24 protein-coding genes and 1 other annotated feature are annotated in these 20237 nt (G+C 52.1%); of the genes, 16 read left to right on the top strand and 8 right to left on the bottom strand.

Annotated elements, in window-relative coordinates:
* The first annotated feature begins 9 nt into the window (after positions 1-9).
* The 6 genes from chbC to cedA all read left to right on the top strand — a co-directional run bounded on the left by chbC (position 10) and on the right by cedA (position 5310).
* Entirely contained in the window at positions 10-1368 is a 1359-nt protein-coding gene (chbC, locus tag ACHHZ6_RS07780; protein WP_395122061.1) for a PTS N,N'-diacetylchitobiose transporter subunit IIC, read from the top strand.
* 47 nt (positions 1369-1415) lie between these two features.
* On the top strand, positions 1416-1763 hold the full coding sequence (chbA, locus tag ACHHZ6_RS07775; protein WP_045285271.1) for a PTS N,N'-diacetylchitobiose transporter subunit IIA: 348 nt from the start codon (positions 1416-1418) through the stop codon (positions 1761-1763).
* Positions 1764-1792: 29 nt separating this feature from the next.
* The gene (gene chbR / locus ACHHZ6_RS07770; protein WP_182271147.1) at positions 1793-2611 is read left to right on the top strand and encodes a transcriptional regulator ChbR; all 819 of its coding nucleotides are present in this window, start codon (positions 1793-1795) and stop codon (positions 2609-2611) included.
* 110 nt (positions 2612-2721) lie between these two features.
* The gene (locus ACHHZ6_RS07765) at positions 2722-4077 is read left to right on the top strand and encodes a 6-phospho-beta-glucosidase (RefSeq protein ID WP_182271148.1); all 1356 of its coding nucleotides are present in this window, start codon (positions 2722-2724) and stop codon (positions 4075-4077) included.
* A gap of 11 nt (positions 4078-4088) precedes the next feature.
* A complete protein-coding gene (gene chbG / locus ACHHZ6_RS07760) occupies positions 4089-4847 on the top strand; it encodes a chitin disaccharide deacetylase (protein ID WP_182271149.1) in 759 nt (252 codons plus the stop codon).
* A gap of 223 nt (positions 4848-5070) precedes the next feature.
* Positions 5071-5310 (top strand): cell division activator CedA, encoded by a 240-nt coding sequence (gene cedA, locus ACHHZ6_RS07755; RefSeq protein WP_230857858.1) that lies wholly within the window; start codon positions 5071-5073, stop codon positions 5308-5310.
* 49 nt (positions 5311-5359) lie between these two features.
* Here the strand turns inward: cedA and ACHHZ6_RS07750 are convergent, their stop codons facing one another.
* From ACHHZ6_RS07750 to hxpB, 3 genes are all read right to left on the bottom strand, one after another.
* The gene (locus tag ACHHZ6_RS07750; protein WP_182271150.1) at positions 5360-6751 is read right to left on the bottom strand and encodes an L-cystine transporter; all 1392 of its coding nucleotides are present in this window, start codon (positions 6749-6751) and stop codon (positions 5360-5362) included.
* Positions 6752-6877: 126 nt separating this feature from the next.
* The gene (locus ACHHZ6_RS07745; protein WP_182271151.1) at positions 6878-7468 is read right to left on the bottom strand and encodes a metal-dependent hydrolase; all 591 of its coding nucleotides are present in this window, start codon (positions 7466-7468) and stop codon (positions 6878-6880) included.
* Between the two features lie 156 nt (positions 7469-7624).
* Positions 7625-8296 carry a hexitol phosphatase HxpB gene (gene hxpB, locus ACHHZ6_RS07740; RefSeq protein WP_182271152.1) on the bottom strand — a complete coding sequence of 224 codons (672 nt, stop codon included), beginning with the start codon at positions 8294-8296 and terminating at the stop codon, positions 7625-7627.
* Between the two features lie 170 nt (positions 8297-8466).
* Between hxpB and ACHHZ6_RS07735 the strand changes: the two genes are divergently transcribed.
* Entirely contained in the window at positions 8467-9003 is a 537-nt protein-coding gene (locus ACHHZ6_RS07735) for a YniB family protein (RefSeq protein WP_182271153.1), read from the top strand.
* A gap of 36 nt (positions 9004-9039) precedes the next feature.
* Here the strand turns inward: ACHHZ6_RS07735 and ACHHZ6_RS07730 are convergent, their stop codons facing one another.
* From ACHHZ6_RS07730 to pfkB, 3 genes are all read right to left on the bottom strand, one after another.
* On the bottom strand, positions 9040-9900 hold the full coding sequence (locus ACHHZ6_RS07730) for a fructosamine kinase family protein (RefSeq protein WP_196391180.1): 861 nt from the start codon (positions 9898-9900) through the stop codon (positions 9040-9042).
* 105 nt (positions 9901-10005) lie between these two features.
* Positions 10006-10296: a type V toxin-antitoxin system endoribonuclease antitoxin GhoS gene (gene ghoS, locus ACHHZ6_RS07725; protein WP_395122060.1), complete on the bottom strand. Its 291-nt coding sequence runs from the start codon at positions 10294-10296 to the stop codon at positions 10006-10008.
* Positions 10297-10400: 104 nt separating this feature from the next.
* The gene (gene pfkB / locus ACHHZ6_RS07720; protein WP_182918577.1) at positions 10401-11333 is read right to left on the bottom strand and encodes a 6-phosphofructokinase II; all 933 of its coding nucleotides are present in this window, start codon (positions 11331-11333) and stop codon (positions 10401-10403) included.
* Between the two features lie 295 nt (positions 11334-11628).
* On the opposite strand from pfkB, the gene ACHHZ6_RS07715 reads away from it, so the two are divergent.
* Positions 11629-12387 carry a YdiY family protein gene (locus ACHHZ6_RS07715; protein ID WP_182271157.1) on the top strand — a complete coding sequence of 253 codons (759 nt, stop codon included), beginning with the start codon at positions 11629-11631 and terminating at the stop codon, positions 12385-12387.
* Positions 12388-12439: 52 nt separating this feature from the next.
* On the opposite strand, the gene yniD is transcribed toward ACHHZ6_RS07715, so the two are convergent.
* The gene (gene yniD, locus ACHHZ6_RS07710) at positions 12440-12547 is read right to left on the bottom strand and encodes a small membrane protein YniD (protein ID WP_008500658.1); all 108 of its coding nucleotides are present in this window, start codon (positions 12545-12547) and stop codon (positions 12440-12442) included.
* A 97-nt stretch (positions 12548-12644) separates the two neighbouring features.
* Positions 12645-12737, bottom strand: a complete 93-nt coding sequence (gene yncL / locus ACHHZ6_RS07705) for a stress response membrane protein YncL (protein WP_021241082.1) — start codon at positions 12735-12737, stop codon at positions 12645-12647.
* A 321-nt stretch (positions 12738-13058) separates the two neighbouring features.
* Between yncL and thrS the strand changes: the two genes are divergently transcribed.
* The 8 genes from thrS (at position 13059) to ihfA (ending at position 20231) form a co-directional block, all read left to right on the top strand.
* Positions 13059-14987 (top strand): threonine--tRNA ligase, encoded by a 1929-nt coding sequence (thrS, locus tag ACHHZ6_RS07700; protein ID WP_182271158.1) that lies wholly within the window; start codon positions 13059-13061, stop codon positions 14985-14987.
* Between the two features lie 3 nt (positions 14988-14990).
* A complete protein-coding gene (infC, locus tag ACHHZ6_RS07695) occupies positions 14991-15533 on the top strand; it encodes a translation initiation factor IF-3 (RefSeq protein WP_023616141.1) in 543 nt (180 codons plus the stop codon).
* A gap of 97 nt (positions 15534-15630) precedes the next feature.
* Complete coding sequence (gene rpmI, locus ACHHZ6_RS07690) at positions 15631-15828, top strand: 50S ribosomal protein L35 (protein WP_003030583.1); 198 nt, start codon at positions 15631-15633, stop codon at positions 15826-15828.
* 51 nt (positions 15829-15879) lie between these two features.
* Positions 15880-16236: a 50S ribosomal protein L20 gene (rplT, locus tag ACHHZ6_RS07685; protein ID WP_000124850.1), complete on the top strand. Its 357-nt coding sequence runs from the start codon at positions 15880-15882 to the stop codon at positions 16234-16236.
* Between the two features lie 117 nt (positions 16237-16353).
* Positions 16354-16478, top strand: a sequence feature (Phe leader region).
* Positions 16359-16403 (top strand): pheST operon leader peptide PheM, encoded by a 45-nt coding sequence (gene pheM, locus ACHHZ6_RS07680; protein ID WP_001386830.1) that lies wholly within the window; start codon positions 16359-16361, stop codon positions 16401-16403. Its footprint overlaps the feature before it by 45 nt.
* Positions 16479-16540: 62 nt before the next feature.
* The gene (gene pheS / locus ACHHZ6_RS07675) at positions 16541-17524 is read left to right on the top strand and encodes a phenylalanine--tRNA ligase subunit alpha (protein WP_182271159.1); all 984 of its coding nucleotides are present in this window, start codon (positions 16541-16543) and stop codon (positions 17522-17524) included.
* Between the two features lie 15 nt (positions 17525-17539).
* Positions 17540-19927 carry a phenylalanine--tRNA ligase subunit beta gene (gene pheT / locus ACHHZ6_RS07670; protein ID WP_182271160.1) on the top strand — a complete coding sequence of 796 codons (2388 nt, stop codon included), beginning with the start codon at positions 17540-17542 and terminating at the stop codon, positions 19925-19927.
* 4 nt (positions 19928-19931) lie between these two features.
* The gene (gene ihfA / locus ACHHZ6_RS07665; protein ID WP_003857805.1) at positions 19932-20231 is read left to right on the top strand and encodes an integration host factor subunit alpha; all 300 of its coding nucleotides are present in this window, start codon (positions 19932-19934) and stop codon (positions 20229-20231) included.
* Positions 20232-20237 lie beyond the last annotated feature (6 nt).

Here is a 20237-nt window from a genome sequence, read left to right as displayed (position 1 = left end):
TATTTTCCTATGAGTAAAGTCATCGCTTCACTTGAAAAGGTACTCCTTCCTTTTGCTGTTAAAATAGGAAAGCAGCCTCACGTTAATGCCATCAAAAACGGTTTTATTAAATTAATGCCGTTGACGCTGGCCGGGGCAATGTTCGTTTTAATTAACAACGTTTTTCTGAGCTTTGGTGAAGGTTCCTTCTTTTATTCATTAGGAATTCGGTTAGACGCTTCCACTATTGAAACCCTTAATGGTTTTAAAGCCATCGGCGGCAACGTATACAACGGTACGTTGGGTATTATGTCGCTGATGGCCCCTTTCTTTATTGGGATGGCGCTGGCAGAAGAGCGTAAAGTTGATCCGCTGGCTGCGGGGTTATTATCCGTCGCCGCTTTTATGACCGTAACGCCTTATAGCGTGGGTGAGGCTTACGCAGTCGGTGCCAACTGGCTGGGTGGGGCAAACATTATTTCCGGTATTGTTATCGGTCTGGTGGTTGCCGAAATGTTCACCTTTATTATCCGTCGCAACTGGGTGATCCGTTTGCCGGACAGCGTACCCGCTTCCGTTTCTCGTTCATTTTCCGCGTTGATTCCAGGCTTCATTATTCTCTCCATCATGGGGATTATTGCCTGGGTGCTCTCTCACTGGGGCACAAACTTCCACCAGATCATCATGGACTCTATCTCTACGCCGCTGGCGTCAATGGGTGGAGTGGTCGGTTGGGCGTATGTGATTTTTACCTCCCTGCTGTGGTTCTTCGGCGTGCATGGTTCACTGGCACTGGCAGCGCTGGACAGCGGTATTATGACCCCGTGGGCACTGGAAAACGTTGCGCTTTACCAGCAGTACGGTTCCGTTGATGCGGCGCTGGCAGCCGGTAAAACCTTCCATGTGTGGGCGAAGCCGATGCTTGATTCCTATATCTTCCTGGGGGGTACCGGGGCGACGCTGGGTCTGATCATCGCGGTCTTTATTGTCTCTCGTCGTGCTGACTATCGCCAGGTTGCGAAGCTGGCGCTGCCATCAGGCATCTTCCAGATTAACGAACCGATCCTGTTTGGTCTGCCAATCATCATGAACCCGGTAATGTTCATCCCGTTCATCCTGATTCAGCCGCTGCTGGCCGCGATTACCCTGACGGCGTATTACCTGGGAATTATCCCGCCAATCACCAACATTGCACCGTGGACAATGCCGGCGGGTCTGGGCGCGTTCTTCAACACTAACGGTAGCGTAGCCGCCTTCCTGCTGGCGATATTCAACCTCGGGATTTCGACAATGCTCTACATGCCATTCGTGGCGATTGCGAACAAAGCTGCAACCATTATCGATGAAGAAGAGAGCGAAGAGGATATTGCCCTCTCACTGAAATTCTAAAATTGCACGGCGCGGGGCAACCCGCGCCAGTGAAAAGGAGCTAAAAGATGTTAGATTTGGATAGTATCGTTGCCGAAGAAAGCGCAGAGAATGATTTAGAAGAAGTCGTGATGGGCCTTATCATCAATTCCGGTCAGGCGCGCAGCCTGGCGTATGCCGCGCTTCGGCAGGCCAAACAGGGTGATTTCGCGGCAGCGAAAACCATGATGGAGCAGTCCCGTACCGCGCTGAATGAAGCTCACCTCGTGCAGACAAAACTGATTGAAGGTGATCAAGGCGAAGGGAAGATGAAGGTCAGCCTGGTGCTGGTGCATGCCCAGGATCACCTGATGACCTCCATGCTGGCACGTGAGCTGGTGGCGGAGTTAATCGAGCTTCACGAAAAGATGCAGTAAGTCAGATTCAGTAGCAGGAGGTCAGCACGATGGAAATTAAAACCGCACTTGAGCAGCAACTGTTTAATGGCAAGAATTTTCACGTGGTTATCTACAACAAGACGGAGAGCGCCAGCGGTCTGCATCAGCATGACTACTACGAGTTCACGATTGTTCTGACTGGCCGCTACTACCAGGAGATTAACGGCAAACGCGTTCTGCTGGAGCGCGGTGACTTTGTCTTCCTGCCGATGGGGTCCTATCACCAGAGCTTTTATGAATTTGGTGCCACCCGCATTCTTAATGTGGGTGTCAGTAAGCGCTTCTTTGAGAAACACTATCTGCCGCTGGTCCCGTTCTGCTTTGTGGCGTCACAGGTGTATCGCGTCAAAAATGAGTTTATGACCTGGATCGAAACGGTTATAGCCTCGCTTAACTTCCGCGACAATGAGTTCGATGAGTTTATTGAAACCGTGACATTCTACGTGATGAACCGTCTTCGCCATCACCGTGAAGAACAACAGGTAATTGACGATATCCCGCAATGGCTCCGTAGCACCGTTGAGCTGATGCATGACAAAGGGCAGTTCAGTGATAACGCACTGGAAAATATGGTTTCGCTGTCGGGTAAGTCGCAGGAATATTTAACCCGTGCCACTCAGCGTTATTATCGAAAAACACCCGTGCAGATCATTAATGAAATCCGCATTAATTTTGCCAAAAAACAGCTGGAAATTACCAACTACTCCGTGACCGACATTGCTTATGAGTCAGGTTACAGCAGTCCCAGCCTGTTTATTAAAACCTTTAAGAAATTTACCTCATTCACACCGAACAGTTACCGAAAGAATTTGACGGTAATTAATTAACTTTTGGCGGTTATATCCGCCATGACTATTGACTTAAACGCTTGCCCAAATAGCGGGAAGAGAACGCTATACCTTGCAGGCGGTTAACCTGATACGCTAAGGGAGATATTATGCAACAGAAATTAAAAGTCGTAACCATTGGCGGCGGCAGCAGTTATACCCCGGAATTACTGGAAGGTTTTCTGAAACGTTATCATGAATTACCGGTGAGCGAATTATGGCTGGTGGACGTTGAGGAAGGGCAAGAGAAGCTGAATATTATTTTCGACCTGTGCAAACGCATGGTTGAGAAAGCCGGTGTCCCGTTAACCGTGCATAAAACCCTGGATCGCCGTCTGGCGCTGAAAGATGCCGACTTCGTGACCACGCAGCTGCGCGTCGGCCAGCTGAAAGCGCGTGAGCTGGACGAGCGTATTCCGCTGAGCCACGGTTATCTGGGCCAGGAAACCAACGGAGCGGGCGGCCTGTTTAAAGGTCTGCGTACCATTCCGGTGGTGTTCGATATCATCAAAGACGTGGAAGAGATCTGCCCGAACGCGTGGGTGATTAACTTTACCAACCCGGCAGGAATGGTGACCGAAGCGGTCTACCGCCACACCAGTTTCAAACGCTTTATCGGCGTGTGTAATATCCCGATTGGGATGAAGATGTTTATCCGCGATGTGCTGGAGCTGACCGACAAAGACGATCTCTCCATCGACCTGTTCGGTCTGAACCACATGGTGTTTATCAAAGATGTGATGGTGAACGGTAAATCGCGCTTTGCCGAGCTGCTCGACGGCGTGGCGTCTGGCCGCCTGACGGCCGCTTCTGTGAAAAACATCTTCGACCTGCCGTTCAGCGAAGGGCTGATCCGCTCCCTGAACCTGCTGCCGTGCTCGTATCTGCTTTACTACTTCAAGCAGAAAGAGATGCTGGCCATCGAAATGGGTGAATACTATAAAGGTGGCGCGCGTGCTCAGGTCGTGCAGAAAGTTGAAAAGCAGCTGTTTGATTTGTATAAAGATCCGAACCTGAACGTCAAACCGAAAGAGCTGGAGCAGCGTGGTGGGGCGTACTATTCGGACGCGGCGTGCGAGGTGATCAACGCCATTTACAACGACAAGCAGGCTGAACACTACGTTAACGTGCCGCATCATGGACACATTGATAACATCCCGGCCGACTGGGCCGTTGAGATGACCTGCATTCTGGGCCGCGAGGGGGCCAAACCGCATTCGCGTATTACTCACTTTGATGACAAAGTGATGGGCCTCATCCACACCATCAAAGGGTTTGAAATTGCGGCAAGCAATGCGGCGCTGAGCGGTGAGCTGAATGATGTCCTGCTGGCGCTAAACCTCAGTCCGCTGGTGCATTCCGACCGCGACGCGGAGCAACTGGCGAGTGAGATGATCCTGGCGCATGAAAAATGGCTACCAAACTTTGCTGCGACGGTTGAGAAACTGAAGTTCAAACACCGTTAAGGGGATGTGCGATGGAAAACCTGCTGATCGTAAATGCCGATGATTTTGGCCTGTCGAAAGGGCAGAACTACGGCATTATTGAAGCCTGTCGCCGGGGCGTAGTGACCTCAACAACGGCATTAATTAATGGTGATGCGGTTGAGCATGCGGCGTTGTTGAGCCGTGAAACCCCGGAGCTTGGTGTCGGCATGCACTTTGTGCTGACGCTTGGGATGCCGCTTTCACCCATGCCCGGGCTGACGCGCGGTGGACAGTTGGGGAAATGGATTTGGGAACTGGCCGGGCAGGACGCTCTGCCGCTTGAAGAGATTACCCGCGAGCTGGATTGTCAGTTCAACCGCTTTGTTGATGTGTTTGGCCGTGAACCGACACACATCGACAGCCATCACCATGTGCATATGATCCCGGCGATTTTCCCCATCGTCGCTGAGTTTGCGCAACGAAAAGGGGTGGCGATGCGCGTGGATCGTGAAGTGCAGGCGCTGCACGGGCTGTCGTTCTTCTCTGTGCCGACAACGGAGGGATTCAGCAGCGCGTTTTACGGTGAAGTGATCAGCGAAGCGCTGTTCCTGCAGGTGCTGGATGATTCAGCCGCGCGTGGTGAAAAGTCGCTGGAAGTGATGGCGCACCCGGCGTTTGTCGATAATACCGTGCGTAAAAGCGCCTACTGCTGGCCGCGTCTGGCGGAACTGGATGTGCTGACGTCGGCATCGCTGAAATATGCCATTGCGGAACGTGGCTATCGTCTGGGAACGTTTGGGGATCTTTGATAAAACGTGCCGTTATTGTTGGTATCGCAGGCCGGGTGAGGTTAAGTCGTCACCCGGCTTTTTTACTGAAGTACGGCGTCGTTGCGGATAAACTGAACGTTTTCAGCCTGGTGGTTTCGTGAAAGAGGCGGCATACCGCATGGAAGGCGCGACGTGTGGGGACGGAATCGGCTATGATAGGAATTTCCTGCTGTCAGAATTTGCTTTAGTGAACCCGTCGCTTATGAAACCACTTCGTCAACAAAATCGCCCTGTGATTAGCTACGTGCCCCGCGTTGAGCCCGCTCCGCCTGAACACGCCCTGAAAGTGGATGGTTTTCGCGATGTCTGGCAGTTGCGTGGCAAATATGTGGCCTTCGTGCTGGCAGGTGAACACTTTCGCCGTTCGCCTGCCTTCACGGTGCCGGAATCGGCGCAGCGCTGGGCAATGCAAATCCGTCAGGATGGTGATGTTGAAGAATAACAGTCATAAAAAAACCGCCCTCAGGCGGTTTTTTTATTTCAGAAGTGGATTAACGGTGCGCCAGTTCAGCGTCGTCTTCACTTTCCAGTACGGCTTTATCGGTCTGCTTCAGCCACTGGCTGGTTAGCGTACCGGCCGTCATGGAGCCGCTGACATTCAGGGCGGTACGACCCATGTCGATCAGTGGTTCAACAGAGATAAGCAGAGCAACCAGCGTTACCGGCAGGCCCAGTGCAGGCAGGACAATCAATGCTGCGAAGGTCGCGCCACCGCCAACACCCGCCACACCTGCGGAGCTTACGGTAACAATACCGACCAGGGTGGCAATCCAGACTGGATCCAGCGGGTTGATACCCACCGTCGGGGCAACCATCACGGCCAGCATCGCCGGGTAGAGACCCGCACAGCCGTTCTGACCAATGGTTGCACCAAAGGAGGCTGAGAAGCTGGCGATAGATTCTGGTACACCCAGACGACGAGTCTGCGCTTCGACGTTCAGCGGAATAGAGGCCGCACTGGAACGGCTGGTGAACGCGAAGGTCAGTACCGGCCAGACTTTACGGAAGTATTTCAGTGGGCTAATGCCGTTCACACCCAGCAGGATGCCGTGAACCACAAACATGATGCCCAGACCCAGGTAAGAGGCAATCACAAAGCTACCCAGCTTGATGATGTCCTGCAGGTTTGAACCCGCAACCACTTTGGTCATCAGTGCCAGCACGCCGTATGGCGTTAACTGCATCACCAGACGAACCAGTTTCATCACCCAGCTTTGCAGGGTATCAATCGCCGTCAGAACACGCTGCCCCTTCGGTGCATCGTCTTTCAGCAGCTTCAGCGCAGCCACACCCAGGAACGCTGCGAAGATCACCACGCTGATAATGGAGGTTGGGCTTGCACCGGTCAGGTCTGCAAACGGGTTCTTCGGAATGAAGGAGAGCAGCATTTGCGGCACGGTCAGATCGGCAACTTTACCGACGTAGTTAGACTGAATAGCCGCCAGACGCGCCGTTTCAGCAGACCCTTGCACCAGACCTTCGGCAGTCAGACCAAACAGGTTGGTGACCAGCACACCGACCAGTGCGGCGATAAGGGTGGTGAACAGCAGCGTACCAATGGTCAGGAAGCTGATTTTACCCAGCTGAGTGGCATTATGCAGACGGGCAACGGCGCTCAGAATAGAGGCAAACACCAGCGGCATAACGATCATCTGCAGCAGTTGCACGTAGCCGTTACCGACGACATTAAACCACTGAATGGAATCTTTCAGTACCGGATTATCAGAGCCATAAATCGCCTGTAATGCCAGACCAAATACAACACCTGTGCCCAGACCCGCCAGCACTTTCTTCGCCAGACTCCACTGTGTGTGGCGTGTCTGGGCCAGAAGCAATAGCAATACAACGAACACAACAACGTTCGCGATGAGTGGAAAATTCATCCCCGTTCTCCTGATTTATTATGTGGTCGGTTTTCCCGAGCCTGTTGGCGCAAGGTTAGCAGAAGTGTGATGTCGCGCTTATATCCAAATGGAATGGGTTATGACAAATGCGATTATTTTGCTGGTTTAATGTTCTGTCTGGTGATTAATAAAACGATCGAACTGAAATTGCAGCGAATTGATCATCTGCGATGACCAGCGGACTGCACTATTTTCGGGCAATGTTTGGGGCATCCAGACGGCATAAGCGAACAGCGCCATGCACAAAACGCGCTCAAGCTGGTTACCTTTCTGAGGGGCGAGAATAGGCAGGCGGAAACGCCAGCGGCATGGCCAGAGTAGTGGCACGCCCGCAGGCGTCAGCATATCGGCCAGAATATGGCTCAAATAACCCAGCACCATCCCCTGGATGGCATCGGCGGGGACTATCCAGCTTTCAGGAACCTTTAAATAGAAAAGCGTGAGCAGGCCGAAGACAGCCAGCAGGCTGTGGGTAAACCCACGATGGCCGAATGCGCGGGCGATGGGCTTCGACACCCACTTCAAGCGTTGCCCGAGGAATGATTTTGGATGATCAATATCGGGCAACAGGCAGGTCAACACGGCCGAAGGGACAATATGCCACCAGTCCCCTTGTGCCAGCACGGGGGTAAGTTCAGCGTTTTTGGCAAATACTGCGCACGCGATAGAAAAAAGCAGGTGGCCTTCCGCCGTCATGATAAAACCCAGGAAACTGTCAATTCATACAGTATAGGGTTTTTGTACAGTAGGCGGAAGAGGTGACGGTGTAACTCTTTGTCACAAACGGGTGTCAGAGGGCGCAGGATACCGACTATCCCGGCGTCATACGCGCCTCCGAGACTGGAATATTACTTATTCACCGCGCAAATGTTGCACCGTCAGATTGGCCAGCGAGGTGAGCTTCACGTCGGCAAGTGCAAAACGGGGGTCGTGACGGCCTTCTTCGGCGGGTACCACAATGGAGCGCATGCGCGCGGCTTTTGATGCCACCATGCCGTTAACGGAATCTTCCAGTGCCACGCATACCAGCGGATCAAGACCCAGCTTCGCTGCGCAGTCCATATAGACCTGCGGGTGGGGTTTGCTATAGGGCAGCGTTTCGGCTGAGGCCAGGGCATCGAAACTGTCACGCAGCTCAAACAGGGTGAGCACTTTTTCCAGCATATGCAGTGGGGAGGCGGAGGCCAGTCCAACCTTCATCCCCTGAGCTTTACACAGGGCTACCGCTTCACGCACGCCGGGCAGAAGCGGTTTGTACTCTTCAACCAGCGCAATGGCGCGGTTGATAATGCGTGCGGTAACTTCGCCGTGATTGGGGCCAACCCACGGCTGGTGGGCATACCAAAGTTCAACCACCATATCGATGCGCAGGCCCAGCGTATCCGGCAGTTCATTCCGACGACTGATATCGACGCCCAGGCTGGCCATGACGTCCAGTTCGGCCCGATCCCACAGCGGCTCGGAATCAATCAGTAATCCATCCATGTCAAAAATAGCGGCAACAATCTGGCGCGGTGTCGACATCACAATGTCTCCCTGGCTAAGGTGTTCGACAGACGATATACCCGAATTCTTTAGGGTATAAATGCTAAGTACACTCTGCAATTTAGCATATTGCCTTTAAAGAACGGGCGAAAATGATGGTCAGCAGGTAGACTTAGGCACAAATAACGCGTCTTTTGGAAGGGGAACTGATGACGTATCAACAAGCTGGACGCATTGCTGTCTTAAAACGTGTTGCTGGCTGGGTGATTTTTATCCCGGCCGTCATTTCCACGCTGATTTCAGTGCTCAAATTTATGTACGATCACAGCGAAAAGCAGCCGGGTATCAATGCGGTAATGCTTGATTTTGCACATGTCATGATCGAGATGATGCGTTTCAATACGCCTTTTTTAAACGTCTTCTGGTTTAATTCGCCAACGCCGGATTTTCATCAGCAGCTTAATGTCGGGTTCTGGGTTATCTACGCGCTGATCTTTATCGCAATGGCATTACAGGCATCAGGGGCGAGAATGAGCCGCCAGACACGGTTTTTACGTGAAGGGGTGGAAGACCAGCTGATTCTTGAGCAGGCCAAAGGTGCAGAAGGGATGAGCCGCGAACAGATTGAATCCCGCATCGTGGTTCCGCGTCACACCATTTTCCTGCAAATTTTCCCGCTTTATATCCTGCCGGTCATCATCATTGTGGCGGGGTACTTCTTCTTCTCTCTGCTGGGCTTTTTGTAATGAAATAGGGGGGCGTCATGCCACCCCGTTTTGTCATTATGCCGCCAGCATGCGTTCAAGCGCGCGTTGCGCCTGCACGAGATGCTCACCACCAAACAGAATGGCACGGTTAATCAGGGTGTACAGCTGGTACACCGGCTGACGCTCAAGGAAATCCTGCGGCAGGGGCGAAACAGACTGATATCCGTCGTAAATCTGTGGCGGTTGTTCAGGATGCAGTGGCAGCATAGCGAGGTCGCACTCCCGGTCGCCCCAGTAACAGGCTGGATCGAAGATAAACGGACCATTTGGCCCCAGCGCGCAGTTTCCTGACCACAAATCACCGTGCAACAGCGAAGGCTGAGGCTGGTGCGAAGCAAGACGTTGTTGCACGTGTTCGACAATGGCGTCGATATTGCCAAACTCCAGCCCTTTTTCTGCGGCCAGTTCCAGTTGCCAGCCAATACGTTGTTCGGAGAAAAAGGTCGACCAGCGGCGCTGCCAGGTATTCGGCTGCGGGGTAGTGGAAAGGTCGTTATCAAAATCGAGGCCAAACTGCGGCTGGTCGCTCCATTGGTGGAGACGTGCTAACTGTTGCCCAAGAATGAACGCGTTGTGGGCATCCAGGGGGCGGGCAGGAAGGTATTCCATGACCAGAAAACTGTAATCGCGGTCGCTGCCGACGGCCCAGACCCGAGGAACGGTGACCGTTTTACTGCGCGATAACAGCTCCAGCTGGTCGGCTTCAGCGGTGAAGATAGGGAGTAACTCCCGCTCATCGCATTTCACGAAAAGATCGCGTCCTGCGTAGCGTAAATGCCATGCGGCGTGAATCTCTCCGCCTGGCAGTTCGTTACGCAGTTCAATTTCACCTTCACCCAGTTGCTCACTTAAAAGATGACTGATAGCCTGCCACATGATGTCTCTCCCATGTTGTCTGCCAGATCATAAAGTTAGCGCAAAATTGCGGTAAAAAAATACGAACTAACGCACACCTGAGCGGTTTAAATTCATGCAGGGCACTTATTGTTCCTTTTTTTGCCAGCGTTCCCAGGTTTCTACATCGGTTTCAGCATGCTTGTCGGTAACACTTTCGACCAGACTGCTTGCCAGCGTGTGGATCTCTTCTTCGCTGAGGGCGCTAATCAGGCCAAATGTGAGCGTACCTAAATCATGAATATTGCCGTCATCATCCGTAAGCGTCAGCAGGAAATTGGCCCGGGTAAAGGTGTTGTTGAGTTCATTGAGTTCGGTCAATGATGCTTCATGAATATGAATGGTAACGACGTAGCGAATGATGTCACCGCTGCTCATAATTCACCTCATTGTTATCATGAAAGTTTTCTTAGCATAGTCGATAGTTTGCGTTTGGCGACTATGAAGAGCACGTCCCCTTCATTAAAGAAGGGGAACGGGGGTTAATGTCGCGACAGATAATCGACGATTTTTTGCGTCTCGGCGAGCGAACACAAACGCGTACCCTGGTTAATGGTGGCGGCGCTACCCGCCGCCACGCCGTAGCGTGTCATCTCCAGCAGTGTTGCGCCCTGCGCCAGTTTCAGCGCCATCGCACCGACCATGCTGTCGCCAGCGCCCACGGTACTCTGGCTTTTCATCGGCGGTGGGACAACCTGAACGGAACCCGTTTCATCCACGCCCAGCGCCCCCTGAGGGCCAAGCGAAACCACGACGCGTCGCGCTTTGCCACTGCGCACCAGCTCCTGTGCGGCGGTACGAACGTCATCAGGCTGGGTTAGCTCGCGGTTGACCAGCGCGCTTAACTCTTTTTGGTTGGGTTTCACCAGCTCAAGGTTGCCCGGCTCTAAGGCGGCGCGTAGCGCTTCTCCAGAACTGTCGACAATGCAGCGGATACCGCGCTGTTGTGCTGCGCGAATGAGCGACGTCAGTTTTTCCGTGCTGACGCCGGGTGGCAGACTGCCGCTGATAACGAGTAAGGCACCGTTTTCAATCGCCAGCACTTTCTCTTCAAGTTGACGAAACTCATCGTCACTCAACTTTGCCCCTGGCATGACAAAACGGTACTGCTCGCCGCTGGAATCCACCTGAACGTGCAGGTTTTGTCGCGTCCAGTCTTTGGCGTGGACCGTTTCCACAGCAACGTTTTCCTCTGCCAGCAAAGAAACCAGGTGCTCACCGGTGGCTCCCCCCGCGGGGAAAATCGCTGTCGCTTTGCCACCGAGGTGGGTAATGGCTCGCGCCACGTTGATTCCACCGCCGCCAGGCTCAAACACCGGGGTGCTACAGCGTAGTTTACCTTCCGGGTAAATCTGTGGCGTCAGCGTCGCAGAATCAAGAGAAGGAGAGAGCGTCAGCGTATAAATAGAAACCATTATTACCTCCTTTTAGTATGGGTTACGTTAAGTCTGGCACCGATTGGCAAGAAGGCAATGTAAATAACAGTATGATTTTAAAAATGAATACGGAAAGAAGCGGGGGATTTGTTTTATACAATAAAAGTCTTTTTGGGATCGTTCTTATTCAAAAAATGAAATAAGAAAACGTTGCTATGTTATTTGCGCCTTTTTATAATTTGTTACCTTTCTCTGGACGCCTTGTCGTTGAGCCTCAAGAAAGTTTCCGGGACCGTGACGGTCTCTTTTTTTGTTGTACGGACTCCTTAATAAAATGAAGCTTTTGAAGACAGTACCCGCTGCACTGATGCTGGCGGGTGGCGTGTTTGCGTCAATGAATGCGGCCGCCGATGATACCGTTTTTACTGTCATGGACGATCCCACCACCGCGAAGAAACCCTTTGAAGGTAACCTGAACGCAGGGTATCTGGCACAATCCGGTAACACGAAAAGCTCCTCTCTGACGGCAGACAGTACCCTGACCTGGTACGGTAGCTCTACCGCCTGGTCGCTGTGGGGAAATGCCAGTAACACCTCCGCTAACGACGAACGTTCTTCCGAGAAGTATGCGGTAGGCGGACGTAGCCGTTACAACATGACCGACTATGACTACCTGTTTGGTCAGGCAAGCTGGTTAACCGACCGTTACAACGGGTATCGCCAGCGCGATGTGTTCACTACGGGTTATGGTCGTCAGTTCCTGAACGGGCCTGTTCACAGCTTCCGTTTTGAATTCGGTCCGGGTGTCCGGTATGACGAATTCACCGACGGTGAAACCAAAACCCAGCCACTCGGCTATGCATCCGGCACTTACGCCTGGCAGATGACTGATAACACCAAATTTACCCAGGGTGTGTCTGTGTTTGGTGCCGACGATACCACGCTGAACTCTGAGACTGCGCTGAACGTAGCCATCAACGAACACTTTGGTCTGAAAGTGGCCTATAACGTGACCTGGAATTCATCACCTCCAGAAACTGCACCGGACCATACCGACCGCAGAACCACGATTTCTCTGGGCTATAAGATGTAATTTAAGCGGGTCGATAACGTTATCGACCCGCTTTTTTACGTTCAGGAATGTCTTAGCCCCAAATCATCGCCGCCCAACGTAACAGCAACATTGCACCGCAGATAGCGATCAGCACCAGTACCATTTTCCAGTGTTTTACGGCAAATCGTTTTGTTGGCATAACCTGCATCCTTGTCCATTGATGTGGGGAGTCTATCAAAAACGAGAGGAAATACCGCTTCCTGGCTCCGTCAGGTTATGCCACAGCACGGTCTGGGTCAGAACCAGTGGAATCGCTCTGCGAGAATCAATAATAAACCGGTGGCTGAAAGTATATTCAATATCACAACTGTTCTACTGGATACATTCATCGTATGCCCCTTTGGGTTTAAGGACCTGTTCAAGATTAGCCCAGCATCTCGGGAATGCGAGCACCTGGGATTTGCGCCCTGCAAATTCATGCGAAAGTGCCAGGGATCAATCTGGCGGCAGAGGGTGCATTCTCCCTTTTGTTAGTGTTAACATGGCAAGGCTTGCCGTAAATCCGCCATTGTCTGATTTCGGTGGGTGCATGATGACGAGCCAATTTGACGATTGTTGGTCAGATGGTGTCGTAATCTACTGTCAAATCACGATTATTTTCTTTGTATATGCTCTTATGTGTGGGGCATCACTGCAAATAAGGATATAAAATGCCTGTAATTACTCTTCCTGATGGCAGCCAACGCCATTACGACCGCGCTGTTAGCCCAATGGATGTTGCCCTGGACATCGGTCCTGGACTCGCGAAAGCGACCATCGCTGGCCGTGTTAATGGTGAGCTGGTTGATGCCTCCGACCTGATTGAAAACGATGCGAAGCTGTCTATCATCACAGCGAAGGACGAAGAAGGTCTGGAAATCATTCGTCACTCCTGCGCGCACCTGTTAGGTCATGCCATCAAACAGCTGTGGCCAAACACCAAAATGGCGATTGGCCCGGTTATCGACAACGGTTTCTACTACGACGTTGACCTTGACCATACCCTGACCCAGGAAGATATCGACGCGCTCGAAAAACGTATGCACGAGCTCGCCGAAAGCAACTATGACGTCATTAAGAAGAAAGTCAGCTGGCACGAAGCGCGTGAGACCTTCGTGAAGCGTGGCGAGAGCTATAAAGTCTCTATTCTTGATGAAAATATCTCTCATGATGACAAGCCTGGCTTGTACCATCACGAAGAATACATCGACATGTGCCGTGGGCCGCACGTGCCGAATATGCGCTTCTGCCATCACTTTAAACTGATGAAAATCGCAGGTGCTTACTGGCGTGGCGACAGCAACAACAAGATGTTGCAGCGTATTTATGGTACCGCGTGGGCAGATAAAAAAGCCCTGAGCGCGTACCTCCAGCGCCTGGAAGAAGCGGCTAAACGTGACCACCGTAAAATCGGTAAGCAGCTTGACCTGTACCATATGCAGGAAGAAGCACCGGGTATGGTGTTCTGGCATAACGACGGCTGGACTATCTTCCGTGAACTGGAAACGTTCGTGCGCTCCAAGCTGAAAGCGTACCAGTATCAGGAAGTGAAAGGTCCGTTCATGATGGACCGTGTGCTGTGGGAAAAAACCGGCCACTGGGACAACTACAAAGATGCGATGTTCACTACCTCTTCTGAGAACCGTGAATACTGCATCAAGCCAATGAACTGCCCGGGCCACGTTCAGATCTTCAACCAGGGTCTGAAATCCTACCGCGACCTGCCGCTGCGTATGGCAGAGTTCGGTAGCTGCCACCGTAATGAGCCATCAGGTGCGCTGCACGGTCTGATGCGTGTTCGCGGCTTTACTCAGGATGATGCGCATATCTTCTGTACGGAAGATCAGGTACGTGATGAAGTTAACGCCTGTATTCGTATGGTCTACGATATGTACAGCACCTTTGGCTTCGAGAAGATCGTCGTCAAACTCTCAACGCGTCCGGAAAAACGTATCGGTAGCGACGAGACCTGGGATCGCGCAGAAGCGGATCTCGCCGTTGCGCTGGAAGAGAACGGTATTCCGTTCGAATACCAGCTGGGTGAGGGCGCATTCTACGGTCCGAAAATTGAATTTACCCTGTATGACTGCCTCGATCGTGCATGGCAGTGCGGTACTGTACAGCTGGACTTCTCCCTGCCGCAGCGTTTAAGCGCCTCTTATGTTGGCGAAGACAACGAGCGTCAGGTACCGGTAATGATTCACCGTGCTATCCTCGGTTCTCTGGAGCGCTTCATCGGCATCCTGACCGAAGAATTCGCGGGCTTCTTCCCAACCTGGCTTGCGCCAGTGCAGGTTGTAGTGATGAACATTACCGATTCTCAGTCTGAATACGTTAAAGAATTGACGCAGAAACTACAAAATGCGGGCATTCGCGTAAAAGCAGACTTGAGAAATGAGAAGATTGGCTTTAAAATCCGCGAGCACACTTTACGTCGTGTCCCGTATATGTTGGTCTGTGGTGATAAAGAGGTGGAAGCAGGCAAAGTGGCCGTTCGCACCCGCCGTGGTAAAGACCTGGGCAGCCTGGACGTAAGTGAAGTGATTGAGAAGCTGCAACAAGAGATTCGCAGCCGCAGTCTTCAACAACTGGAGGAATAAGGTATTAAAGGCGGAAAACGAGTTCAAACGGCACGTCCGAATCGTATCAATGGCGAGATTCGCGCCCAGGAAGTTCGCTTAACAGGTCTGGAAGGTGAGCAACTGGGGATTGTGAGTCTGAGAGAAGCAATCGAAAAGGCTGAAGAAGCTGGAGTAGATTTAGTTGAAATCAGCCCTAACGCCGAACCGCCAGTTTGTCGTATCATGGACTACGGCAAGTTCCTTTATGAAAAGAGTAAGTCTTCTAAGGAACAGAAGAAAAAGCAAAAAGTTATCCAGGTTAAGGAAATCAAATTCCGTCCTGGTACCGACGATGGCGATTATCAGGTAAAACTCCGCAGCCTGATTCGCTTTCTGGAAGATGGCGATAAGGCCAAGATCACACTGCGTTTCCGCGGTCGTGAGATGGCCCACCAACAGATCGGTATGGAAGTGCTTAACCGCGTCCGTGACGATCTGAGTGAACTGGCAGTAGTCGAATCCTTCCCTACGAAGATCGAAGGCCGCCAGATGATCATGGTGCTCGCTCCTAAGAAGAAACAGTAAGGCCTTCAAGCAGCAAAATCTGTGAAGCCTTCGGGTCTCATAGGTTTTGCTCGCCTATGTTTCGTTTATTTAACAATGCGAAGTGGAAGTTATTAAGATGCCAAAAATTAAGACCGTACGCGGTGCTGCTAAGCGCTTCAAAAAAACCGGTGGTGGTGGATTTAAGCGTAAGCACGCAAACCTGCGTCATATTCTGACCAAAAAATCTACTAAACGTAAACGTCACCTGCGTCCAAAAGGCCTCGTGTCTAAAGGCGATCTGGGTCTGGTTATCGCGTGCCTGCCGTACGCATAAGTCGTTAACGTTTAATTTTTTTTCTAAGAATATAGATACAGGAGAGCTCACATGGCTCGCGTAAAACGTGGTGTAATTGCTCGTGCACGTCACAAAAAAATTCTGAAACAAGCTAAAGGCTACTACGGTGCGCGTTCACGCGTATACCGCGTTGCCTTCCAGGCTGTTATCAAGGCTGGTCAGTACGCTTACCGTGACCGTCGTCAACGTAAGCGTCAGTTCCGTCAACTGTGGATTGCGCGTATCAACGCAGCAGCACGTCAGAACGGTATTTCTTACAGCAAATTCATCAACGGCCTGAAAAAAGCCTCTGTTGAAATCGACCGTAAGATCCTGGCTGACATCGCAGTATTCGACAAAGTAGCGTTCACCGCTCTGGTCGAAAAAGCGAAAGCAGCACTGGCGTAAGCCAGTTGAGAGAGGGGGCTTTGCTCCCTCTTTTCATTTAACACCATCAGAAGATTGACATTTACCCGTCCAGGCTTTTCAATAAGGTCTTAACGGTTTTTACCACACAAGGTAACGCAAGCATGAATGCTGCTATTTTCCGCTTCTTCTTTTACTTTAGCACCTGAATTCAGGAGGCTAGCGCGTGAAAGATGAAACGAAAAACAGCGCCAGATAAGCCTCCCGATGGAGGCTTTTTTTGTGTCTAAATTCGAGAGAATAAGTCCACCAAATCGGTGTCTGCACCGACATAATGAGGAAAATCATGTCACATCTCGCAGAGCTGGTTGCCAGTGCAACAGCCGCCATTAATCAGGCCTCAGATGTTGCCGCGTTAGACAATGTCCGCGTCGAATATCTGGGTAAAAAAGGGCACCTGACCCTTCAAATGACTACCCTGCGTGAACTGCCAGCGGAAGAGCGCCCGGCAGCGGGTGCGGTGATTAACGAAGCTAAAGAGCAGGTACAACAGGCACTGAACGCGCGTAAAGCTGAGCTGGAAAGCGCAGTACTGAATGCCCGTCTGGCGCAGGAAACAATTGATGTTTCTCTGCCGGGTCGTCGTATTGAGAACGGTGGCCTGCATCCGGTGACCCGTACCATTGACCGCATTGAAAGTTTCTTCGGTGAGCTCGGCTTTACCGTGGCGACTGGCCCGGAAATCGAAGATGACTACCACAACTTCGATGCCCTGAATATCCCAGGCCATCATCCGGCACGCGCTGACCACGACACTTTCTGGTTTGACGCCACACGTCTGCTGCGTACTCAGACCTCTGGCGTTCAGATCCGTACCATGAAGGATCAGGAACCACCAATCCGCATCATCGCGCCGGGTCGTGTGTATCGTAACGACTACGATCAGACGCACACCCCAATGTTCCACCAGATGGAAGGCCTGATTGTTGATAAAAACATCAGCTTCACCAACCTGAAAGGCACGTTGCACGATTTCCTGAACAACTTCTTTGAGGAAGATCTGCAGGTTCGTTTCCGTCCTTCCTACTTCCCGTTCACCGAGCCGTCTGCGGAAGTTGACGTGATGGGCAAAAACGGCAAATGGCTGGAAGTGCTGGGCTGCGGCATGGTGCATCCAAACGTATTGCGCAACGTGGGTATTGATCCAGAAGTGTACTCCGGTTTTGCGTTCGGCATGGGCATGGAGCGTCTGACCATGCTGCGCTACGGTGTTACCGATTTGCGTGCATTCTTCGAAAACGATCTGCGTTTCCTCAAACAGTTTAAATAAGGGCAGGACAGAACAATGAAATTCAGTGAACTGTGGTTACGCGAATGGGTAAACACCACGCTCGATAGCGAAGCGCTTTCCAACCAAATCACGATGGCGGGTCTGGAAGTGGACGGCGTTGAGCCTGTTGCGGGTGCGTTTAACGGTGTCGTCGTGGGTGAAGTGGTGGAGTGCGGACAGCACCCTAACGCGGACAAACTGCGCGTAACAAAAGTGAATGTAGGCGGTGACCGCCTGCTGGATATCGTCTGTGGTGCGCCAAACTGCCGTCAGGGCCTGAAAGTGGCCGTGGCAACTGTGGGTGCAGTACTGCCGGGTGATTTCAAAATTAAAGCTGCGAAACTGCGCGGTGAGCCGTCTGAAGGCATGCTGTGCTCGTTCTCTGAGCTGGGTATTTCCGACGATCACAATGGCATCATTGAGCTGCCTCTGGATGCTGCTGTTGGTACCGATATCCGCGAATATCTGAAACTCGATGACAACACCATCGAAATCAGCGTAACGCCAAACCGTGCGGACTGCTTAGGCATTATCGGTGTGGCGCGTGATGTGGCCGTGCTGAACCAGGCTGAACTGAACGCACCTGAAATTGTACCGGTTGCAGCCACCATCAGCGACACGCTGCCAATCCAGGTTGAAGCGGCTGACGCTTGCCCACGCTACCTCGGTCGTGTGGTGAAAGGCATCAACGTTAAAGCCCCAACGCCACTGTGGATGAAAGAGAAGCTGCGCCGCTGCGGTATCCGTTCTATCGATGCTGTGGTTGACGTGACTAACTACGTTCTGCTGGAACTGGGTCAGCCAATGCACGCGTTCGATAAAGACCGTATCGAAGGCGGTATCGTTGTACGTATGGCAAAAGAGGGTGAAACCCTGGTTCTGCTGGACGGCAGCGAAGCGAAACTGAACGCAGATACGCTGGTGATTGCCGATCACGGCAAAGCGCTGGCGATGGGCGGTATCTTCGGTGGCGACCATTCTGGCGTGAACGATGAAACGCAAAACGTCCTGCTGGAATGTGCGTTCTTCAGCCCGCTTTCCATCACCGGCCGTGCACGCCGTCATGGCCTGCATACCGACGCTTCTCACCGTTATGAGCGTGGCGTTGACCCGGCTCTGCAGTACAAAGCGATGGAACGTGCAACCCGCCTGCTGATCGACATCTGCGGTGGTGAAGCCGGCCCGGTTATCGACGTGACTCACGAAGAGGCACTGCCGAAGCGTGCAACCATTACGCTGCGTCGCAGCAAGCTGGATCGTCTGATTGGCCATCACGTTGCCGATGCGCAGGTGAGCGACATTCTGCGTCGTCTGGGCTGTGAAGTGACGGAAGGTCAGGACGAGTGGAAAGCCGTTGCGCCATCCTGGCGTTTCGACATGGAAATCGAAGAAGACCTGGTAGAGGAAGTGGCTCGCGTATACGGCTACAACAACATTCCTGACGAACCTGTTCAGGCGGGTCTGGTCATGGGTTCCCACCGCGAAGCTGACCTGTCCCTGAAGCGTGTGAAAACCATGCTGAACGACAAAGGCTACCAGGAAGTGATCACCTACAGCTTCGTTGATCCTAAGCTGCAGCAGTTGATCCACCCGGGTCAGGAAGCCCTGATCCTGCCAAGCCCAATCTCCAGCGAAATGTCCGCGATGCGTCTGTCTCTGTGGACGGGTCTGCTGGGTACTATCGTGTATAACCAGAATCGCCAGCAAAACCGCGTGCGAATTTTCGAAAGTGGATTACGCTTTGTACCAGATAATCAGGCAAATTTAGGCATCCGTCAGGATCTCATGCTGGCTGGTGCGATCAGCGGTAACCGCTATGAAGAGCACTGGGATCTGGCAAAAGGCACGGTTGATTTCTACGATATGAAGGGCGATCTGGAAGCTATTCTCGATCTGACCGGTAAATTATCTGAAATTGAATTCCGTGCGGAAGCCATCCCGGCCCTGCATCCGGGCCAGAGTGCGGCCATTTATTTAGACGGCAAACGTGTTGGTTTCATTGGTGTTGTTCACCCTGAGCTGGAACGTAAACTGGATCTGAATGGTCGTACCATCGTGTTCGAGCTGGAGTGGAACCCGGTTGCAGACCGCGTCATTCCTCAGGCGCAGGACGTCTCTCGCTTCCCGGCGAACCGCCGTGATATCGCGGTTGTGGTCGCTGAAAACGTGCCAGCAGCAGATATTTTGGCCGAATGTAAGAAAGTTGGCGTAAATCAGGTAGTTGGCGTAAACTTATTTGACGTGTACCGCGGCAAGGGCGTAGCGGAAGGTTTCAAGAGCCTCGCTATCAGCCTGATCCTTCAGGATACCAGCCGTACACTCGAAGAAGAGGAGATTGCCGCTACCGTCGCCAAATGTGTAGAGGCATTAAAAGAGCGATTCCAGGCATCATTGAGGGATTGAACCTATGGCGCTTACAAAAGCTGAAATGTCAGAATATCTGTTTGATAAGCTTGGGCTTAGCAAACGGGATGCCAAAGAGCTGGTAGAGCTGTTTTTCGAAGAGATCCGTCGTGCTCTGGAAAACGGTGAGCAGGTAAAACTCTCCGGTTTTGGCAATTTTGATTTGCGAGACAAAAACCAACGTCCGGGTCGCAACCCGAAGACGGGGGAAGATATTCCCATTACAGCCCGCCGCGTGGTGACCTTCAGACCCGGTCAGAAGTTAAAAAGCCGTGTCGAAAACGCAACGCCCAAAGCAGAGTAATATGAA

It is taken from the genome of Enterobacter cloacae complex sp. 2024EL-00214 (assembly GCF_043945575.1).
Taxonomy (GTDB): Bacteria; Pseudomonadota; Gammaproteobacteria; order Enterobacterales; family Enterobacteriaceae; genus Enterobacter; species Enterobacter cloacae_P.
The sequence above is the reverse complement of the archived record's forward strand: the minus strand, read 5'-3'. Positions and strand labels throughout refer to the sequence as shown.

Bases quoted from the DNA above. Each gene is read 5' to 3' on its own strand.
- chbC (WP_395122061.1), top strand. From the start codon at position 10: ATGAGTAAAGTCATCGCTTCACTTGAAAAGGTACTCCTTCCTTTTGCT.
- chbA (WP_045285271.1), top strand. From the start codon at position 1,416: ATGTTAGATTTGGATAGTATCGTTGCCGAAGAAAGCGCAGAGAATGAT.
- chbR (WP_182271147.1), top strand. From the start codon at position 1,793: ATGGAAATTAAAACCGCACTTGAGCAGCAACTGTTTAATGGCAAGAAT.
- ACHHZ6_RS07765 (WP_182271148.1), top strand. From the start codon at position 2,722: ATGCAACAGAAATTAAAAGTCGTAACCATTGGCGGCGGCAGCAGTTAT.
- chbG (WP_182271149.1), top strand. From the start codon at position 4,089: ATGGAAAACCTGCTGATCGTAAATGCCGATGATTTTGGCCTGTCGAAA.
- cedA (WP_230857858.1), top strand. From the start codon at position 5,071: ATGAAACCACTTCGTCAACAAAATCGCCCTGTGATTAGCTACGTGCCC.
- ACHHZ6_RS07750 (WP_182271150.1), bottom strand. From the start codon at position 6,751: ATGAATTTTCCACTCATCGCGAACGTTGTTGTGTTCGTTGTATTGCTA.
- ACHHZ6_RS07745 (WP_182271151.1), bottom strand. From the start codon at position 7,468: ATGACGGCGGAAGGCCACCTGCTTTTTTCTATCGCGTGCGCAGTATTT.
- hxpB (WP_182271152.1), bottom strand. From the start codon at position 8,296: ATGTCGACACCGCGCCAGATTGTTGCCGCTATTTTTGACATGGATGGA.
- ACHHZ6_RS07735 (WP_182271153.1), top strand. From the start codon at position 8,467: ATGACGTATCAACAAGCTGGACGCATTGCTGTCTTAAAACGTGTTGCT.
- ACHHZ6_RS07730 (WP_196391180.1), bottom strand. From the start codon at position 9,900: ATGTGGCAGGCTATCAGTCATCTTTTAAGTGAGCAACTGGGTGAAGGT.
- ghoS (WP_395122060.1), bottom strand. From the start codon at position 10,296: ATGAGCAGCGGTGACATCATTCGCTACGTCGTTACCATTCATATTCAT.
- pfkB (WP_182918577.1), bottom strand. From the start codon at position 11,333: ATGGTTTCTATTTATACGCTGACGCTCTCTCCTTCTCTTGATTCTGCG.
- ACHHZ6_RS07715 (WP_182271157.1), top strand. From the start codon at position 11,629: ATGAAGCTTTTGAAGACAGTACCCGCTGCACTGATGCTGGCGGGTGGC.
- yniD (WP_008500658.1), bottom strand. From the start codon at position 12,547: ATGCCAACAAAACGATTTGCCGTAAAACACTGGAAAATGGTACTGGTG.
- yncL (WP_021241082.1), bottom strand. From the start codon at position 12,737: ATGAATGTATCCAGTAGAACAGTTGTGATATTGAATATACTTTCAGCC.
- thrS (WP_182271158.1), top strand. From the start codon at position 13,059: ATGCCTGTAATTACTCTTCCTGATGGCAGCCAACGCCATTACGACCGC.
- rpmI (WP_003030583.1), top strand. From the start codon at position 15,631: ATGCCAAAAATTAAGACCGTACGCGGTGCTGCTAAGCGCTTCAAAAAA.
- rplT (WP_000124850.1), top strand. From the start codon at position 15,880: ATGGCTCGCGTAAAACGTGGTGTAATTGCTCGTGCACGTCACAAAAAA.
- pheS (WP_182271159.1), top strand. From the start codon at position 16,541: ATGTCACATCTCGCAGAGCTGGTTGCCAGTGCAACAGCCGCCATTAAT.
- pheT (WP_182271160.1), top strand. From the start codon at position 17,540: ATGAAATTCAGTGAACTGTGGTTACGCGAATGGGTAAACACCACGCTC.
- ihfA (WP_003857805.1), top strand. From the start codon at position 19,932: ATGGCGCTTACAAAAGCTGAAATGTCAGAATATCTGTTTGATAAGCTT.